A 16,908-nucleotide genomic window follows, 5' to 3' on the forward strand; every position below is an offset into this window, starting at 1 on the left:
GCCTGGGAGAGTTCTGTGACCGCTACGCCGCTGTGTCGCTCATCAGGCGGCGAGGCCGTCGGCATCCAGAATCGTGTAGGAGTACCCCTGCTCGGCGAGAAAGCGCTGCCGGTTCTGCGCGTAGTCCTGATCCACCGTGTCGCGCGCGACGAGGGTGTAGAACGACGCCGGGATGCCGCTCTCTTTCGGCCGCAACAGCCGACCGAGACGCTGGGCTTCTTCTTGGCGCGATCCGAACGAGCCCGACACCTGGATGGCGACGGTGGCCTCGGGAAGGTCGATCGAGAAGTTCGCGACCTTTGACACGACGAGCAGTTTGATGCGCCCCTCGCGGAATTCCTCGTACAGCCGTTCGCGTTCGGCGATGGGTGTCGCGCCTGTGATCGACGGCGCCTTCAGCACGTCGGCAAGGGTGTCGATCTGGTCGAGATACTGGCCGATGACCAGGATGCGTTCGCCCTCGTGTTTCTTCACGAGATCCTTCACGACCTGCAGTTTCGCCGGTGCCGTTGCGGCCAGCCGGTATCGCTCGTCGTCGGCGGACGCCGCGTACTCCAACCGGTCGGACTGCGGCAGGTCGATCCGCACTTCGTAGCAGGCGGCGGGCGAGATGAAGCCCTGCGCCTCGATCTCTTTCCAGGGGGCGTCGAAACGCTTCGGACCGATGAGCGAGAAGACATCCGACTCGCGGCCGTCTTCGCGCACCAGGGTCGCCGTCAGGCCGAGGCGGCGGCGGGCCTGCAGTTCGGCGGTGAGCTTGAACACCGGCGCGGGAAGCAGGTGCACCTCGTCGTAGATGATGAGGCCCCAGTCCAGGGCATCGAGCAGCGCGAGGTGGGCGAACTCGCCCTTTCGCTTCGCGGTGAGGATTTGGTAGGTCGCGATCGTGACCGGCCTGACCTCTTTGCGCTCGCCGGAGTACTCGCCGATCTCGTCGTCGGTGAGGGTCGTGCGCTTGAGCAGTTCGGTGCGCCACTGTCGCGCCGAGACCGTGTTGGTCACCAGGATGAGCGTGGTCGAGTCGGCTTCGGCCATTGCGCCGGCGCCGACGATCGTTTTGCCCGCGCCGCACGGCAGCACGACGACCCCGGAGCCGCCGGCGAAAAAGTTGTCGATGGCCTTCTGCTGGTAGGCCCGCAGCGCCCAGCCGTTCTCGATCAGGCCGATCTCGTGGGGCGTGCCGGGGGTGTAGCCGGCGTGATCTTCGGCGGGCCAGCCGAGCTTGAGAAGTTCTTGTTTGATCTGCCCGCGAGCCCAGGGCTGCAGAGTCCACTCGGTGGGGGTTCGCCGGATTCCGAGGAACGGCCCGACCTTGGCCGAGCGGGTGATCTCGGCGAGCACGGCCGGGTCGGTCGTCGTGAGCAGCAGCTCGTTCTCGTCGCCCCGGGTGATGACGAGTCGGCCGTAGCGCCCGACGGTTTCGGTGATGTCGATCGTGACCGACTGCGGCACCGGAAACTTGGCGAAGCGTTCCAGAGTGCTCAGCATCTGATCGGCGGTGTGGCCGGCCGCACGGGCGTTCCACAGGCCGAGCCGCGTGATGCGGTAGGTGTGCACGTGCTCAGGTGCGCGCTCGAGCTCGGCGAAGACACTCAGTTCGTGGCGGGCGTCTTCAGCATCCGGATGCGCGACTTCGAGCAGCACGGTGCGGTCACTCTGCACGATCAGCGGCCCAGAGTTGCTCACGGGCACAGGGCTGACCGGGGGCGCAGACATAACGTGCAAGTCTACGGCGAGCGGAGGTTAGGCGTTGGCGACGGCGACGATGGATGACAGGGGCAGTGTGCGCTCAATGTCGGATCGACGATCGCGGGCCCGCAACCGTCCCCCGGCGAGAGCCGCCGGTTCGAGCACGTACTCGGCGAGAGAGTCATCGGGCAACCGGACGGTCACGGTAACGGTCACCTTGCCTTTGATCGCGAGTTCAAGCTGCCGGGCGAGCCACGCACGGTCGGCTTCTTCGGGGGCCGCCGCAGCCCCTTCGCGCACGCGCTGCACCAGCACGGCGGCGGTATCTTGCGTGACAAGTTCGCCTCCCCCGGTGGAGCGGCGTTGGGCTCGAATCGCGATCAGCCGCCCCGAACCGTCTTCGGCGACGACCGGATATCGAGCGTCGAGCAGCGAGGTGTACAGCAGCCCGACGTCGAACCGGGTCGTCAGCCGATGTGGGTCGGTGGAGTCGAAGGCGAGCGGTGCGAGGGCTTGGTCGACCGCGAGTTGGCGCAGCAGCTCGGCATCCACACTGCGCACGTAACTGCCGATCGCGCCGTCGATCTGCCCGACCCGAAGGGTTCCGAACCGCGCGTCGGTGTCGGTGATCAGGTAGTCCAACGGTTGTGGGATGCCGGTGAGCGACAGCGTGCCGAGGAACTCGCGGATGCTGGTCGCCGTCTCGCCCGCGACCAGTGCTCGGGTCAACGAGACGGCGGTGATGCGGAACGATGACGCGAGACCGCGAGCCTCGACCTCGGCCATGACCCGCAGTCGGGTCTCGAGGTCGACCCGAAGTGGACCGGGCGCGATCACCGAGAGGTCGTGCTGGAGGTACACGTTGTCGACCTCGGCGGGGAAGGATGCCGCCATGGCCTCGGCGGCCGCCTCGGTGCCGTCGAGCAGCAGTCGTGCGCCTGCGCTACTCGGGGCACCTGCGCCCGTGATGCCCAGCAGTTCTGCCGTGCGGGCAGCAATGACGGCGCGCTCGCGCACCCACGACGCGCCTGCCGGGTACAGCCAATCGAGATAGTCGAGCAGGCCGTCTCCCCAGACCGCATGGGCGCGCATGCGCAACAGGTCACGGAGGTCGTCGGGCAGGCGCGAGAGCCAACCGCTCGCGAGTTCACCCCAGCGGTCGATCCGCGATCCGGCGAGCCAGTCGGTCAGCCGATCGGTCGCGACCCATTCAGTCCCGGCCAGCACCGCGAGCCCTGCTCGGGATGCGATGTCGAGCAGCAGTTCGACCTCACCGGCATCGACGCCGGCGATGGCGGCGAGACGGCGGGCATCGGGGAGGGCGAGCCCACCCCGGGCGAGGCGTCGGGCCGGGGCTTCGCGCAAGGCCAGCAGGGTTTCGGTGACGGCGCCGAGGGTTCCGAAGGCGCGGTCGCCCGCGCCCCGGTCGATGAAGCGCACGTCGGCTTCGCTGACCGGTTCCAAGACTGCGGGTGGGGAGCCGTCCACCAGGTCGCGACCGGCAGGCAGTCCAAACGCTGGCCAGGCGCGCAGCTGCTCAACCACGGCATCCCAGGGGGCGTAGCGGCCCGACTCGGTACCGAGGAGTCCGGCATCGAGCGCGGTCGCGATGCGCTCCCGAACGTCGGCGACGGGAAGGTCGAGGCGCGCGGAAAGTTGTTCGGCAGTCGGCGCTCCGGCGCTCTCGGCGAGTTCTCCGGCGACCGCGAGAAGCGCCAGAGTGCCGCGATCGAGCCGTTCGAGGGCCGCCTGAATCGAACTGCGGTCGAGCAGCGCTTCGGCGAGATCGAAGAAGTCGCGGATGCCGGACTCGCGCACGAGGCGTTGGGTCACCAACCGTGCGAGCGCGCCGTCATCCAGCGCCCGTAGCCGCGCGGCGAGCGCGAGGGCCGAACCGCTGGCGGCCATTGCTGGCGCTAGCGACCGTCTCGCGCGAGTCGGCGGCGCCGCACGACGCTGACGATCAGGAAGACCACGATCAGAATCAGCGCCAGAATAAGGCCGACAAAGGGGAGCACCTTGACGGTCAGCCAGATGCCCGAGTTGGTGTCTGCTTTCGCAAAGCCGCCGATGATGACGGCGATAATCGCAGCGATCGAGAGCCCCGCACTCGATGCGACCATCGCCACCAGGATGCGTTCGATACGATTGAGCGGTACCTGGGTTTCATTCGCCACGGGTCAAGGATAGAGGTCAGCTGTCATGCCCACCGGCAAGGTCAAGTTCTACGACGAGGACAAGGGTTTCGGATTCATCGCATCGGACGATGGCACCGAAGTGTTTCTGCACGCCTCCGCGCTGCCCGCCGGCGCCGTGGTGAAGGCGGGTTCGCGCCTGGAGTACGGAATCGCTGACGGCAAGAAGGGCGCACAGGCCCTTTCGGTTCGCGTCCTGGAGACCCCCGTCACGATGGGGCAGCGCAACCGTCGCTCCGCCGACGATATGGCGATCGTGGTCGAAGACCTCGTCAAGTTGATGGATGGCATCGGTGCCGGGCTGCGGCGCGGCCGGTATCCCGACAAGACGCACGGCGCGAAGATTGCCGCCGTGCTTCGCCGGGTAGCCGACGACCTCGACGCCTGATGTCGTCGGATACCGCTGATACAGGCGACACCGCCACCTTCGAAGGGGTAGCTCGCGCGGCGCTTGCCGAGATTACGACACCCGACACGATCGGTGTGTTGATCTCGCAGGTCGGTGAAGACGACGGGGTCGTCACGCTGAATTTCGTCTCGACGCTGCCGGGCTATCCGGGCTGGCACTGGTCGGTCAGCGCCGCCCAGGTTGCCGGTGAAGACCCCACAGTTCTCGAAGCCGAGCTGATGCCCGGTGATGGCGCTCTGGTCTCGCCGGACTGGGTGCCGTGGGTCGATCGCCTCGAGGAGTACCGCGCCGCTCAGGCGGCGGCAGGACTCCTCGTCGAGGGTGATGACGACCTCGAAGATGACGACGTCGAGGATGACGACGACGAAGACGACCTGGTCGACGGCATCGACTTCGAAAGCGACGAACTAGTCGCGGCGCCGCTGGGTGTAGACGAGCAAGACGAGGCCGAGGGCGAGTCCGACGAGGACAGTCCAGAGCGAGCCGACGTGCCCTGACTCCTGAAGGGGAGTGAGGAACACCAGCAGCACCCCGAGGGCGACCAGCCACAGCACCAGCCCGACCAGCACGACCTTGCGGTCGTCGGTCTTGACGGGGGCCGGATCGGGGCGACGCTCTGAGTCTTTGAGGAAAAGGCGCATCAGTTCGCCGCCGCGGCGGTTTCCACGGCGCTCGGCTCACCCGTGACCCGCTCAAGTACCCAGTCGAGGCTCGCGATCAGGGCGGCCACGTCATCCGGTTCGACGGCCGTGAAGGTCGCGATACGCAACTGATTACGACCTAGCTTGCGATACGGCTCGGTGTCGACGATTCCGTTGTCGCGCAAGATCTGCGCGACCGCTGCGGCGTCGACCGTCTCGTCGAAGTCGATCGTCGCGACGACCTGCGAGCGGTCTCCCTTTTCGACCACAAACGGGCTCGCGATCGGCGACGCATCGGCCCAGTCATAGAGCAGGTCCGACGAGCGCTGGGTTCGGGAGTCGGCCCAGGCCAACCCTCCGTTGCCGTTGATCCAGTCGAGCTGGTTTTCGAGCAGCAGCAGCGTCGCGAGCGCCGGGGTGTTGAGGGTCTGGTTGAGGCGGCTGTTGTCGAGAGCCTGCTTGAGGCTGAGGATCTCGGGGATCCAACGGTCGCTCGCCGCGATCCGCTCGATGCGCTCCACCGCGGCAGGCGAAACCAGGGCGAACCACAGGCCGCCGTCGCTGGCCAGATTCTTCTGCGGCGCGAAGTAGTAGACATCCGCTTGCGACGCATCGAATTGGATGCCGCCCGCCGCACTCGTCGCATCGATCACGGTGAGAGCGCCCGGGTCGGCGACCACGCGGGTAACGGGAGCCATGACGCCGGTCGAGGTCTCGTTGTGGGTCCAGGCGTAGACGTCGATGCCCGCGAGCACCTCGACGCCAGTACGGGTTCCGCCGGTCGCAGTGATGACGTGCGGAGCCTCAAGGAACGGAGCTTTCGCAGCGGCCGCAAACTTTGCCCCGAACTCGCCGAACGCGAGATTCTCGCTGCGCTTGTCGATGAGCGAGAAGGCGGCGGCATCCCAGAACGCAGTCGAGCCGCCGTTGCCGAGCAGAATCTCGTAGCCGTCGGGCGCCGAGAACAGGTCGCCAAGACCTGAGCGCACGCGGCCGACGAGGTTCTTCACAGGTGCCTGCCGATGGGAGGTTCCGAGCAGTCCCACATTGTGCTGAAGGTGGGCGATCTGTTCGGGGCGCACCTTCGAGGGTCCGCAACCGAACCGTCCGTCGACGGGCAACAGGTCGCGGGGGATCTCGAGGCTCGGCATGCTCGAATTCTACCGGCGTACCGGACGCCGCCCGGGCCGACGGGTACGCTGATCGACGGCAGCCGGGAGGCCAAGATGACGGATCTCGTCGACACCACCGAGATGTACCTCCGCACCATCCTCGATCTCGAGGAGGAGGGCATCGTGCCGCTGCGCGCCCGTATTTCTGAGCGGCTCGGGCACTCCGGTCCGACCGTGTCGCAGACCATCGGTCGGATGGAGCGCGACGGTCTGGTTCGTGTCGAAGGGGATCGCCACCTGGAGTTCACGGCCGAGGGCCGCTTGCGCGCCCTGCACGTGATGCGCAAGCACCGGCTGGCAGAGCGGCTGTTGTACGACGTCATTGGGCTGGACTGGGCGCTTGTTCACGACGAAGCCTGCCGGTGGGAGCACGTCATGAGCGAGCAGGTCGAGCGACGGCTCCTCGAAATCCTCAACCACCCGACCGAGTCGCCCTACGGAAACCCCATCCCCGCACTCGAGGAGATCGGCGGCACGGCGTCGGCGCCCTTCCTCGAAGGTGTCGTCAACATCGTCGAGCGGGTTCGCAGTGAAGTCGATCCCGTGGTCGTGACCATCCGCCGATTGGGTGAGCCGGTGCAGTTCGAACCCGACCTGTTGGAGCAGTTGAAGACTGCTGGCGTACTGCCCGGTGCGGATGCGAGCATCTCGGCCGCCGACGGCTATGTCCTCGTGCGGGTCGACGGTTACGGTGACGGCCTCGAGTTGCCGCCCGAAGTCGCGACTCACATCTATGTCGCGCGCCCGACTGGCATTGCCTAACTGCTCCACGTATAGTCAACGAGTCCTCTCGGCCACGTAAGCCGGCCGGAGGCCGTTTCGCCGGGCGTCACGTCACCCATCCTCGGCGGCACGACGTGACATACGACAGGGATGGGGCCGCTGAGAGAGGCGGTGTGGCGCAGGAGTCTCTCGTGTTCTTAACCTCACCTGAGCCGACCGGTAGCCGGTCAGCAATCGTTCCCCTTCCTGCGCCTGCTTCGACCCTCACCCCGCGGATCGGGCTTAAGGCTCGCGTCCTGCCGATTCTGGTCATGGGTGTCGCCGTTCCGGCCATCTTCTGCACGGTCGCCCTTCCGGCCTACGCCTACAGTTCGGCCCAACCCGTCGATGGCCGCGCTACCGCCGCGCTTGAGGCGTATAAGACGCAGGACGCGCAAACCGTGGATGTCGTCAGCCCCGCCGCAATTGCTGTCGCTCGCGATGACTACACGGCGACCTCGGCGGCAGACATGCGTCGCTCCGAGCTCGCGGCGGCGGCACGCGCGTACAGCGGCCCGAGTGTGAGCGACCTGCTGAAAAACCCGCCCTACCCGAACTACGACCCGGCGACGATCGTCTCGATCGCCGAGCAGTACTTGGGCGTGCCCTACGTCTTCGGCGGAAACTCACCGGCCGGCTTTGACTGCTCGGGATTGACCCAGTTCGTGTTCGCCAACGTCGGGATTTCGCTTCCGCACTCGTCGAGCGCGCAGGGCCGGATGCAGGCCATCGACCCGGCCGCAGCGCTGCCCGGTGACCTCGTCGTGCTCGACGGCGGCCATCACGTCGGGATTTACATCGGTGGCGGACAGATGATTCATGCACCGATGCCCGGCACCGTGGTGCGGATCGGCAAGCCGTGGGGCGACTACTGGTTCGTGCGTCCCGGCATCTGAGTCGCCGGGCACGTGGGCTAATCGTCACCGTGCCGTAACCGACACCGAGGGTTTGCGGGTCTAGCCTGGGATCCTCGGAACTCGAGTAAATCGGGAGAGTCGTATGCAGAACACGGGCAGCATCCCTACCAAGGATGCCCGCGCGCTGTTCTTCATACGGCGCAGCATCCGTCCGGTCGTGCACTGTCACGTCCCGGTCGACTAAGGCGCCTGTCGGCAACGACGGCGCCTTTTGTGTTTGCTCCTCCTGTGTGACAACGGATCTGGGAATCGAATTTCTGCAAGCCGTGCGGGCGCCTTCGAGAGGAGCCCGAATGCGAACTCTGGTATTGAACGCCGGCTACGAGCCGTTGGCTGTGGTGTCTTTCAAACGCGCACTGGTGCTGGTGCTGGGCGGAAAGGCGTCGATCGTCGCGAGTGACCCCGACAATCCGGTGGTCGGCACCTCCGGCGCGTGGGATCGCCCGTCCGTCATCCTGTTGCGGCGGTACGTCAAGGTGCCGAGCGGTCGAAACGTGCCGGTATCTCGTCGGGGTGTGCTGCGTCGCGACCTCCAGCGCTGCGCCTACTGCCCCGCGAGTGCGACCACGATCGACCACGTTCAGCCCCGCTCGCGCGGTGGTGCGGACAGTTGGGAGAACCTCGTCGCGTGCTGCCTGCGGTGCAACAACCTCAAGGGCGACCGCACTCCCCACGAGATGGGCTGGTCGCTGCGCTACATCCCGCGCGCTCCACATGGCACCGCTTGGCTCGTGCGTGGGGTGGAACGGGCGCAGCCTCAGTGGGAAGAATTCCTCGCTCCAGCGGCGTGACCGTTACCTGTACGTGACTTTCCCAGCTTTGTCTCGTACTCTCGAACGGTCGTAAACCCGGAGGCATTCTTGTGACGGATAGCGAGTTCCCCGATCCAATGAGGGGACTCTTCGGCGAGAAGGACGAGAACGTTAGTCGTCCCGATCTCGCTCGTACGTCCGGTGTTCCCGAAAATGCTGGTGTCCCATCCAGTGGGTGGACCCTCGGTGACTCGCCCGACCTTCCCGTTGCGGCGGTCCCGCCCGCCGACGCGACATTCACCTCGCGCCGCGCGATGCGTGAAGCGGGCGGCTACCAGGTTGCGGAATCCGCGGGTTCGCTGCCCGCCACCGCGGCGCCCGCCACCACGACCCCGGCGCCCGTCACCGCAGCGCCGGTGTCGCGCAACACCCCGACACCGGCGGTGAGCCGGACCACGTCGACGGCGGCGCGCTCGCGACCACGCGGCGCAGCGAAGCGCTCGAACACCCGGGACAACGTGCGGGCCGGACTCAAACCCCCGCCGACGAGCCTGCGTCGCAAGCTCAGCACCGCGGGTGTCATGACGGTGATCTTCGGATTGTTCGCAACGCTCGCGCTCCCCGCGTTCGCCGATCAGGGCGGGCCCACCCAGAAGAACGCCGACCCGCTGGCCGGCCAGGCTCTCGACGTGACAGCCGCGAATGCGGATGCTGCGACATCCATTCGGGACACGTACGGGGTCACGAACGCGTCCGACCTCAAGAAGCTCTACGCCGAGGCGCTGCGTCAGCAGAATCTGGCGGCGTACCTCAACTCGGGCGCGAAGGAGCTCGGCGACGACTACCCGTACCCCGACGCGATCAGCATCGACCAGGGCGGTGGGCTTTCACCGTTCAACTATTACTACCGGGAGTGCGTCGACTTCGTCGCCTGGCGGATGAACCGGGATGCCGGGGTCACCTCTGCGCCGTGGAAGTGGGTCTGGACGAACCTCGCCCAGGGCAGCGCGCGCTACTGGAAGACGGCCTGGCTGAACCACGGCTGGCCGACCGGGACGACCCCGGAGGTTGGCGCGGTCGCATGGCTGCCGGGCGGCAACCACGTGGCCTACGTGAACGGCATCCTGCCTGACGGCACGGTGTTGATCGAGGAATACAACTGGAACCGGACTCACGTCTACGGCCAGCGCATCGTTCCGGCCAGCAGCTACTACTACCTGTACGCGCCGCCCAAGTGATCCGCGTCGTTCGCTGACGCGCCGCCCGCTCAGGCGCGCGACGAGCGTTGGGCGGGGTCGAGCTCGCGCCATGTCAGGATGAACCGGTGAAACGAGAGTTCCGGCCCGACATCCAGGGTCTTCGCGCGATCGCGGTGGCGTTGGTCGTCCTCAGCCACGCGGGGGTGTCAGTTCTCGACGGAGGTTTCGTCGGCGTCGATGTGTTCTTCGTGATCTCGGGGTTCCTCATCACGACCCACCTCGTCGAGTCGATTGAGGCGAGCCGGCTCCGGTTGCGCGACTTCTACAGTCGGCGCATCCGGCGACTGCTTCCCGCGGCGCTCATCGTCCTCGCTCTGACCGCGGCGACCGTGGCGATCTGGTTCCCTCCGCTCATGAAGCCGAAGGCATTCGTCGAGATCGCGGCTGCCGCGCTGTACGGCCCCAACATCCTGTTCGCCGTCTCGGGCACGGACTACTTCGCCGGCACGGATCCCTCGGTCGTTCAGCACTACTGGTCGCTCGGCGTCGAGGAGCAGTTCTACCTCTTCTGGCCGCTCCTGCTGCTGCTTGCGTGGTGGGTTTTCAAACGTTCTCGTCGCGGGTTGTTCGTGGCGGTGGCGATCATCACCGTCGTGTCCTTCGCGCTCGCGGTCGTCGTCACCGACTATCGGCAGCCGCTCGCCTTCTTCCTGCTGCCGACGCGCGCCTGGCAACTCGGCGTGGGCGCGTTGGTCGCCCTGGCGGTCATCGCGGCTCCCAAGATTTCCGAATACCGGTGGTGGAAGGCTCCGCTCGCCTGGGCGGGACTGGTCGGGATCGCCGCCGCCGCGCTGCTCTACGGTCCGGCGACGCCCTACCCCTCGTGGTACGCCGCCCTGCCAGTTCTCGCGGCCGCCGCCGCGATCCTGGGCGGGACCGGAGCGACGCGCTACGGACCGGCGGCCGTGCTCGCCATCCGCCCGGCGCAGTTCATCGGCAAGATCTCGTACTCGCTCTACCTCGTGCACTGGCCGCTGATCATCGTGCCTCAGGTGCTCTTCGGCTGGCGCGAACCCCTTCCTTTCTGGGTGCCGCTCATCCTCGCGGCGGCCGCCATCCCCCTCGCCTGGCTGTTGTGGCGCTTCGTCGAAGAGCCGGGGAGACGCGGCACGTGGAAGTGGACCGCGTCGGCTAAGCGGACCCTGATCGTCGGCCTCGCCGCCAGCCTCGCCTTCGCGGTCGTGCTCGTGCCGAGCGCCGTCGTGGTTCAGCGTCTTCCCGTCGACGCGGGACGGGCGGCGCCGGCGTTCGTGCTGAGCAAGAGTCCGGTGGGGACGGCGTTCGTTCCCAACAACCTCACGCCCAACCTGTGGGCAGGTTCGGGCGACATCCCCGGCGTCGATCGGCCGGACTGCGTGCGCGACTACGACAATGCCGACCCCACCGGCTGCGCGTACGGCTCCGCGACCGGCGCGCCGACCGTTGCTCTATTCGGTGACTCTCACGCCGCATCCTGGATCCCCGCCCTCGAAGCCCTCGCGGATGACGGAACGATTCAGATGACCAGGTACACCAAGCGGGGCTGTCCTTCAGCATTCGTCGAGGATGTGCTCGTCGATACCAGCCCCTATCCCAACTGCAACGAGTGGCGTCGGGGCGTCATCGATCTGCTGCGCGCCGACCCGCCCGACGTGGTCGTACTCGCGAATCATGCGGAGCTGTATTTTCCGTACACGGACGACTACGGGGCGGCGCTGAGCCGCACCATCCAAGAGCTCAACCCGTCAACGCGCGTAATCGTCGTCGGTGACGTACCGAGTCGCGCGTTCGATCCGCAGGACTGTCTCTCGGCCCATCTGCAGGATGCACTGACCTGTGCGAGCCCGGTGTCCGAAGCGGTCAATCCGCGGGTCGTCGACGCGGAGCGCGGCGCGGCGCAGGCGACGGGCGCCGCCTACCTCGATCTGCAGCCCTACTTCTGCACCGACGTGTGTCCGCTGATCATGGGCGACGTGCAGACCTATCTCGACGGCAACCACGTGACGGCGACCTTCAGCCGCTACTTCGCGCCCGTGTTCAAGGATGCGATCCTGGCCGAGCTCACCCCCGCGTCAGGGTGAGTCGGCGAAGCCGGGATCCTCAGCGAGTGCTTCGAGCCACTGGACGGTCGCGTCGCTCATCCAGTGCGGCGCGTTGAGGTCGCCCAGATAGCTAATGACGTCGTGCATCTCGTGCGCGCGTCGACGGGCATGCAGGCGCGTACCGTCGAGCAGGCGGTCGACGAGGGCGGCGCCCTCGGGGCCGAGCTCTGACGCGATCTCGGCCGTCATCCAGTCGCGTTCTCCGAGGTGGCTTGCGGCGGTCACTCCTTCATAGACCAGTGCGGCTAGCCCTTTCATGAAGACGCTGCGCAGCAGTTTCAACCCGGCGGCGTGACCTGCCACCTCGCCAACGTCACGAATAGGGATGCCCAGTACCGACCACTCGGCAGCGACCCGTTCCGCGCCGGTCCCGCTCGCAAGCAGCGGGGTGAGGACTCCCGCTCGCGGGACGGGGGCCATCACAGCGACATCTGCGAACGCCGTCGCGTGGTTGGCTGCCTGTTGCGCGAGCCCGGCCTTGTGTTCGGGTCTGGCGGTGTTCAGATCGGCGTACACCGTGGATGCGGAGATCGCGGGCAGCGCCGCGTCGAGAACGGCTCGCGAGGCCTCGGCCCCGGTGAGGCTCACCACGAAGTCTGCGTTCCGCACGGCGTCGGCGACGGTACCAACCCGCAAGCCGGTCAGGAGCGGCTCGGGAGATTGCGGGTCATAGCCGACCACGTCGACGCCGAGGGAGCTGAACCCCTCCACGTAAAGACGGCCTGCCTCGCCGAGTCCAAGGACCGCGACACGCATATGATCTCCCTCGAACTGCAATGCTGTGTGATTGTAGACAATAATGTCGCCGAAGGGAGGATCGCCGTGAATGCCGTAGAAATATCAGACACCGATCGCCCCGACCCGTCGGTCACCGATGCGATCCGGGCGGCCATCGTCAGCGGCGAGTTCGCGCCGAACCAACGCCTGATTGAGGCGGATCTCACGGGCAGCCTCGGAGCCAGCCGCACTTCGATCCGTTCCGCTCTCTTCGAGCTCGCTACCGAGGGACTCGTCGACCGGCTCCCGAATCGTGGCGCCCGAGTTCGCTCGGTTTCGCTGGACGAGGCGGTCGAAATCCTCGAGGTGCGCATCGCGGTGGAGGGACTGTGCGCGGCCAAGGCCGCCGAGCGCATTACCGACGGCGAAGTGGATGAACTGCGGCTGCTGCGTGCGGCACTCATCGAGTCAGTGAGCGCCGGCGATCTTCTGGAATATTCCCGCCTGCACCAGAACCTCGACCGTCGCATCCGGGAGATCAGCGCCCAGGCGACAGCGGTCGGCATCATCGAGCGTCTCCGCGCGCAGAGCGTGCGCCACCAGTTCCGGCTTTCGTTTCAAGCCGGGCGGGCACGGGTCTCAGTCAACGAGCACGTCGCCATCATCGACGCACTCATCGACCGGGATCCGGTCGCCGCTCAGGCCGCGACCCGCGAACACCTGATGAGTGTCATCGAGGCGTTGCGCAGCCTGACCTAACGCCCGGCTACTCGATCGGCTACTCGCCCACCGGTGGGGTGCCGTGGCTGTGGAACGTGGAGATCGTCTTCATCCCCCACGCCTGACCCTTCGCGCGCTCGGCTTCGCTCCACTCGATCGTGCGCCAGTCCGGTGCGAGCATGAGCCGCGCACCAGCGTTGGCGAACTCGATCCGGTTGCCGCCGGGTTCGTAGACGTAGAGGAAGAAGGTCTGCTGGATCGCGTGCTTGTGCGGGCCAGACTCGATGTGGATGCCGTTCTCGAGAAAGATGTCGGCCCCCTTCAAGATGTCTTCTCGGGTGTCGGTCGCGAACGCGATGTGGTGCAAGCGCCCCGTGCTGCCGGTGTTATCGGCTGAGTAGACCAGGTCGTAGGACTTGTTCGTGAAGTGGAACCACTGGGCCGAGATCTCGCCGGAGTCGAGCCGGATCTGCTCGGTCGGTTCCCCGCCTAGGGCCTGTTCGATGAACACGCCGTTCTCCTCGACATCCTTCGCGAGATAGTTCACGTGATCGAGTCGGCGGGCGTTGATGCCGAATCCGGGGAAGCGGTCCGCCTGGTTCTTCAAGGCGGGACCCTCGCCCTCAGGCGCCGTGAACCATTCGGTGTCGTAGTAGATCTCCATGGGGTGGCCATCGGGATCGGTGAAGGCGTAACTGCGGCCCACGCCCTGCTCGCCGTCTTTCCAGCCGACTCCGCGGCCGGCATCCTCGATGGCCCGAACCCGCCTCTCGAGCGCCTCGGGGCTTGCCGCCCTGAGCGCGACTCGACCGACGCCCGACGCGGGGGCGGCGGTGAGTTTCAGGGTGTAGCGCTCGTAGTCATCCCAGGCGTGCAGGAACACCGAGTCCCCGTCGGCGGCGACTTCGCGCATTCCGAGCAGTCGGGTGAAGAACCATCTGCTCTTCTCGAACTCAGAGGTCAGTAGCTCGACGTGTCCGAGGTGGGCGATATCGCCGAAGGCCGGTGTTCTCATGATGAATCCTGTCTGTGAAAGAGTCAGATCGGTCGGGGAAAGACGACGCCGTCGAAAAGCTTTCGGGCGGTGCGGACGTTGCCCGACGCGATGACCTGGGTGCCATCCATGTCGATCACGACATCAAGGTGACCGGTCGGATGTTCGATGCGGAACTGACCGCCGGGAGCCGGGAGTCGAGCGAAGTCGTACCCCACCGCCCCCGGAATCGAAACTCCGGCGGCGACGGTGAGAGCTCCCAGAACGCCGATTGAGGTGTGCACCTTTACGGGCAGGAAGCTGCGGGTGGCGATGACGCCATCCTCGCGCGGGGGCGAGAGCAGAACCACCTTCGGAACCGTCGCCTTCGACACATCGCCCATCCCCATGGCGGCTGCGGCGGCGGTACGGATGGCGTGCAGTCGCTCGTTGAGGGCCACGTCGGCTTCGAGCTGATCCGGTGACTCGGCTCCGGTGAGGCCCAGGTCGGCGGCGGCGATGAGGACTGTCGGCATCCCGTTGTCAACGCACGTGACGGCGACGCCCTCGAACGTGTCGTGCACGTTGCCGGTCGGCAGCAATGACCCGGTCGACGACCCCGCCGTATCGGCGAAGTCGATCCGCACGGCGGCGGCCGTCCCGGGTACCCCGTCGATCGAGGTGTCTCCGCGGTAGTCGGGTGACCCGCCGGGCGTTGGGAAGGTCGCGGCCGCGATCGAACCCGAGTTCACCATTCGGATGCGCACGGTCGTGGAGTCGCCGCGCGCCGCCACGAGGCCTCGCTCGACGGCGAACGGCCCGACCCCGGCCAGGATGTTGCCGCAGTTCTGGCGGTCGGTCACGATCGGCTCATTGACGAGCACCTGAAGAAAGAGGTAGTCGACGTCGGTCGACGGGTCGGTGGATCTCGAGACGATCGCGACCTTGCTGGTGAGTGGATCGGCGCCGCCGATTCCGTCGATCTGGCGCGGATCGGGGCTCCCCATGATCGCCAGCAACAGTCGGTCGCGCTCGGCGACATCCGCGGGAAGGTCTTCAGCCAGGAAGTAGGCCCCCTTCGAGGTCCCACCGCGCATCATCATGCAGCGGATGCCGTCAGAACCGATGCCCTCAGAACTAGGCATTGGACGCCTTCACGTACTCGACACCAAGGTCGGCGAGCACCCCGCGAAGGTTGTTGCGATCGAGGCTGAGCTCGCCGTTCTGGTAGGCAAGGCGGGATTCGGCCTCTTTGAGAGTGCGGGCCTCGGATGCCGCGATCGCACCCTCGACGGTTTCGCGCGGAATACACAGCACGCCATCGTCGTCAGCAACGATCGCATCGCCCGGATGGACGACGACGCCGCCGACCAGGATCGGGATGTTGACGGAACCCGCTGTCGCTTTCACGGTGCCCTGCGCGTTCTGCGCACCCGCCCAGACCGGAAATCCCAGTTCGCGCAGCTCGGCAACGTCGCGGACACCGCCTGTGGTCACCAGGCCGCGTACTCCCCGATGCCGCAGTGCGGTGGCGAACAACTCACCGAACGACCCGTCGAGTGACGGCGACACCGTCGTGACGACGAGCACATCACCGGGGCGGCACTGCTCGACCGCGGCGTGGATCATGAGATTGTCACCCGGCCAACTCAGCACGGTGACGGCTGCGCCGGCGATGCGGGCGCCATCCTGAATCGGGCGCAGGCCGGTGCCGACCAGTCCCGTGCGACCGATCGCCTCGTGAACGGTGGCGACACCGAACGTCGCGAGCGCGTCGAGCTGGTCGAGGGGCGTGCGCGGTGGGTCGGTGACGACGACAGTTCTCATTCCAAGACATCCGTCACTTGCGGGTAGTACCGCATGAACGCTTCGCCCTTGGTGTCCGAGGACAACCCGAGGTTCGGGCCGGCGTTTCGGCGAACCTGCACTCCGCGGCGCACCGCGAGGTCGCTGTAGTAGTCCCACATGTGCTGCTGGGCGGGGAGGCAGCGCATGGCCGCCTCCTTGGCTGGGAATGCCGCGGTGATGTCGAGAAGCACGTTCGGCTTGAAGTCGCTTTGCTCGGGCTGGTGCGGCTCGAAGAAGAACACCGGGGGCGCACCGAGCGGCTCACCGGGCCCCGGATAGCCGATCGCCTGCGCCAGGATTCTGGCCTGAATGGCCATCCGGGCGGCGGCTGGGTGGTCGCCGTTGTACGGGTCAGACAGTGGATGCGTCAGCACGACCGTCGGAACGATCCGCCGATAGACCTCGACCAGGCGATCCGTGAGTTCCGCGGATTCCAGCAGGGGGTAGTCGCCTGCATCGAGAAACTCGATCTCGGCGCCGAGCGCTGCCGCTGCCGCTTCGGCCTCGGCGCGCCGCATCCCTTTGATCTCGTCGAGGGTCTTGCCGGCCAGCCACTGACTTGCGGACTCGCCGCGCTCGCCGTACGTGAGGCAGACGATCACGGCTCGGTCGCCGCGCTGGGTGGCGGATGCGATCGCCCCCGCCGCTCGCCAGACGAAGTCGCCCGCGTGGGCGCTCACCACGAGCATGGTCCCCGTGCCAGCTGCGCTCATCGTCTGCTCCCTTGGTTGTCCTGACTCGGTCACAGCAAACCACGCCCGACGATCATCGGC

The 16,908-nt window shown here is 66.7% G+C and carries 18 protein-coding genes; 8 read left to right on the top strand and 10 right to left on the bottom strand.

The annotated features are described in order from the left end of the window. Window positions 1–42: 42 nt before the first annotated feature. From ABIR17_RS11225 to ABIR17_RS11235, 3 genes are read right to left on the bottom strand one after another with little or no spacing between them, the layout of a single operon-like run. Window positions 43–1,686 (bottom strand): DNA repair helicase XPB, encoded by a 1,644-nt coding sequence (locus ABIR17_RS11225; RefSeq protein ID WP_348004482.1) that lies wholly within the window; start codon window positions 1,684–1,686, stop codon window positions 43–45. Between the two features lie 57 nt (window positions 1,687–1,743). Next, complete coding sequence (locus ABIR17_RS11230; protein ID WP_348004483.1) at window positions 1,744–3,597, bottom strand: helicase-associated domain-containing protein; 1,854 nt, start codon at window positions 3,595–3,597, stop codon at window positions 1,744–1,746. Between the two features lie 8 nt (window positions 3,598–3,605). After that, complete coding sequence (locus tag ABIR17_RS11235; RefSeq protein WP_348004484.1) at window positions 3,606–3,866, bottom strand: multidrug ABC transporter ATPase; 261 nt, start codon at window positions 3,864–3,866, stop codon at window positions 3,606–3,608. A 25-nt stretch (window positions 3,867–3,891) separates the two neighbouring features. Between ABIR17_RS11235 and ABIR17_RS11240 the strand changes: the two genes are divergently transcribed. Continuing rightward, window positions 3,892–4,272, top strand: coding sequence for a cold shock domain-containing protein (locus tag ABIR17_RS11240; RefSeq protein WP_348004485.1), 381 nt, complete (start codon window positions 3,892–3,894; stop codon window positions 4,270–4,272). Then, window positions 4,272–4,790 (top strand): DUF3027 domain-containing protein, encoded by a 519-nt coding sequence (locus ABIR17_RS11245; protein WP_348004486.1) that lies wholly within the window; start codon window positions 4,272–4,274, stop codon window positions 4,788–4,790. The genes ABIR17_RS11240 and ABIR17_RS11245 overlap by 1 nt, the downstream gene beginning before the upstream one ends. On the opposite strand, the gene ABIR17_RS11250 is transcribed toward ABIR17_RS11245, so the two are convergent. Both ABIR17_RS11250 and serC read right to left on the bottom strand, forming a co-directional pair. Beyond that, the gene (locus ABIR17_RS11250; protein ID WP_348004487.1) at window positions 4,701–4,934 is read right to left on the bottom strand and encodes a DUF2530 domain-containing protein; all 234 of its coding nucleotides are present in this window, start codon (window positions 4,932–4,934) and stop codon (window positions 4,701–4,703) included. The two genes, ABIR17_RS11245 and ABIR17_RS11250, sit on opposite strands and share 90 nt — an antisense overlap. Beyond that, window positions 4,934–6,085 carry a phosphoserine transaminase gene (serC, locus tag ABIR17_RS11255; RefSeq protein WP_348004488.1) on the bottom strand — a complete coding sequence of 384 codons (1,152 nt, stop codon included), beginning with the start codon at window positions 6,083–6,085 and terminating at the stop codon, window positions 4,934–4,936. The genes ABIR17_RS11250 and serC overlap by 1 nt, the downstream gene beginning before the upstream one ends. A gap of 75 nt (window positions 6,086–6,160) precedes the next feature. Between serC and ABIR17_RS11260 the strand changes: the two genes are divergently transcribed. The 5 genes from ABIR17_RS11260 to ABIR17_RS11280 all read left to right on the top strand — a co-directional run bounded on the left by ABIR17_RS11260 (window position 6,161) and on the right by ABIR17_RS11280 (window position 11,856). Next, window positions 6,161–6,868 (top strand): metal-dependent transcriptional regulator, encoded by a 708-nt coding sequence (locus tag ABIR17_RS11260; protein ID WP_348004489.1) that lies wholly within the window; start codon window positions 6,161–6,163, stop codon window positions 6,866–6,868. A 152-nt stretch (window positions 6,869–7,020) separates the two neighbouring features. Beyond that, window positions 7,021–7,764 carry a C40 family peptidase gene (locus ABIR17_RS11265; protein ID WP_348004490.1) on the top strand — a complete coding sequence of 248 codons (744 nt, stop codon included), beginning with the start codon at window positions 7,021–7,023 and terminating at the stop codon, window positions 7,762–7,764. A 314-nt stretch (window positions 7,765–8,078) separates the two neighbouring features. After that, window positions 8,079–8,576 carry an HNH endonuclease gene (locus tag ABIR17_RS11270; protein WP_348004491.1) on the top strand — a complete coding sequence of 166 codons (498 nt, stop codon included), beginning with the start codon at window positions 8,079–8,081 and terminating at the stop codon, window positions 8,574–8,576. Window positions 8,577–8,647: 71 nt separating this feature from the next. Then, window positions 8,648–9,775, top strand: a complete 1,128-nt coding sequence (locus tag ABIR17_RS11275; protein WP_348004492.1) for a CHAP domain-containing protein — start codon at window positions 8,648–8,650, stop codon at window positions 9,773–9,775. 86 nt (window positions 9,776–9,861) lie between these two features. Then, the gene (locus ABIR17_RS11280; protein WP_348004493.1) at window positions 9,862–11,856 is read left to right on the top strand and encodes an acyltransferase family protein; all 1,995 of its coding nucleotides are present in this window, start codon (window positions 9,862–9,864) and stop codon (window positions 11,854–11,856) included. Here the strand turns inward: ABIR17_RS11280 and ABIR17_RS11285 are convergent. Beyond that, window positions 11,848–12,633 (bottom strand): DUF1932 domain-containing protein, encoded by a 786-nt coding sequence (locus ABIR17_RS11285; RefSeq protein WP_348004494.1) that lies wholly within the window; start codon window positions 12,631–12,633, stop codon window positions 11,848–11,850. The two genes, ABIR17_RS11280 and ABIR17_RS11285, sit on opposite strands and share 9 nt — an antisense overlap. 66 nt (window positions 12,634–12,699) lie before the next feature. On the opposite strand from ABIR17_RS11285, the gene ABIR17_RS11290 reads away from it, so the two are divergent. Continuing rightward, on the top strand, window positions 12,700–13,353 hold the full coding sequence (locus tag ABIR17_RS11290) for a GntR family transcriptional regulator (protein ID WP_348004495.1): 654 nt from the start codon (window positions 12,700–12,702) through the stop codon (window positions 13,351–13,353). Window positions 13,354–13,372: 19 nt separating this feature from the next. On the opposite strand, the gene ABIR17_RS11295 is transcribed toward ABIR17_RS11290, so the two are convergent. From ABIR17_RS11295 to ABIR17_RS11310, 4 genes are read right to left on the bottom strand one after another with little or no spacing between them, the layout of a single operon-like run. After that, window positions 13,373–14,329 carry a VOC family protein gene (locus tag ABIR17_RS11295; RefSeq protein ID WP_348004496.1) on the bottom strand — a complete coding sequence of 319 codons (957 nt, stop codon included), beginning with the start codon at window positions 14,327–14,329 and terminating at the stop codon, window positions 13,373–13,375. 23 nt (window positions 14,330–14,352) lie between these two features. Then, window positions 14,353–15,432, bottom strand: coding sequence for a 4-oxalomesaconate tautomerase (locus tag ABIR17_RS11300; protein ID WP_348004497.1), 1,080 nt, complete (start codon window positions 15,430–15,432; stop codon window positions 14,353–14,355). Next, window positions 15,425–16,114, bottom strand: a complete 690-nt coding sequence (locus ABIR17_RS11305) for a 4-carboxy-4-hydroxy-2-oxoadipate aldolase/oxaloacetate decarboxylase (RefSeq protein WP_348004498.1) — start codon at window positions 16,112–16,114, stop codon at window positions 15,425–15,427. The genes ABIR17_RS11300 and ABIR17_RS11305 overlap by 8 nt, the downstream gene beginning before the upstream one ends. Next, the gene (locus ABIR17_RS11310) at window positions 16,111–16,848 is read right to left on the bottom strand and encodes a PIG-L deacetylase family protein (RefSeq protein WP_348004499.1); all 738 of its coding nucleotides are present in this window, start codon (window positions 16,846–16,848) and stop codon (window positions 16,111–16,113) included. The genes ABIR17_RS11305 and ABIR17_RS11310 overlap by 4 nt, the downstream gene beginning before the upstream one ends. Between the last annotated feature and the right edge of the window lie 60 nt (window positions 16,849–16,908).

Source organism: Pseudolysinimonas sp. (genome assembly GCF_039912695.1).
Classification (GTDB): domain Bacteria; phylum Actinomycetota; class Actinomycetes; order Actinomycetales; family Microbacteriaceae; genus Pseudolysinimonas_A.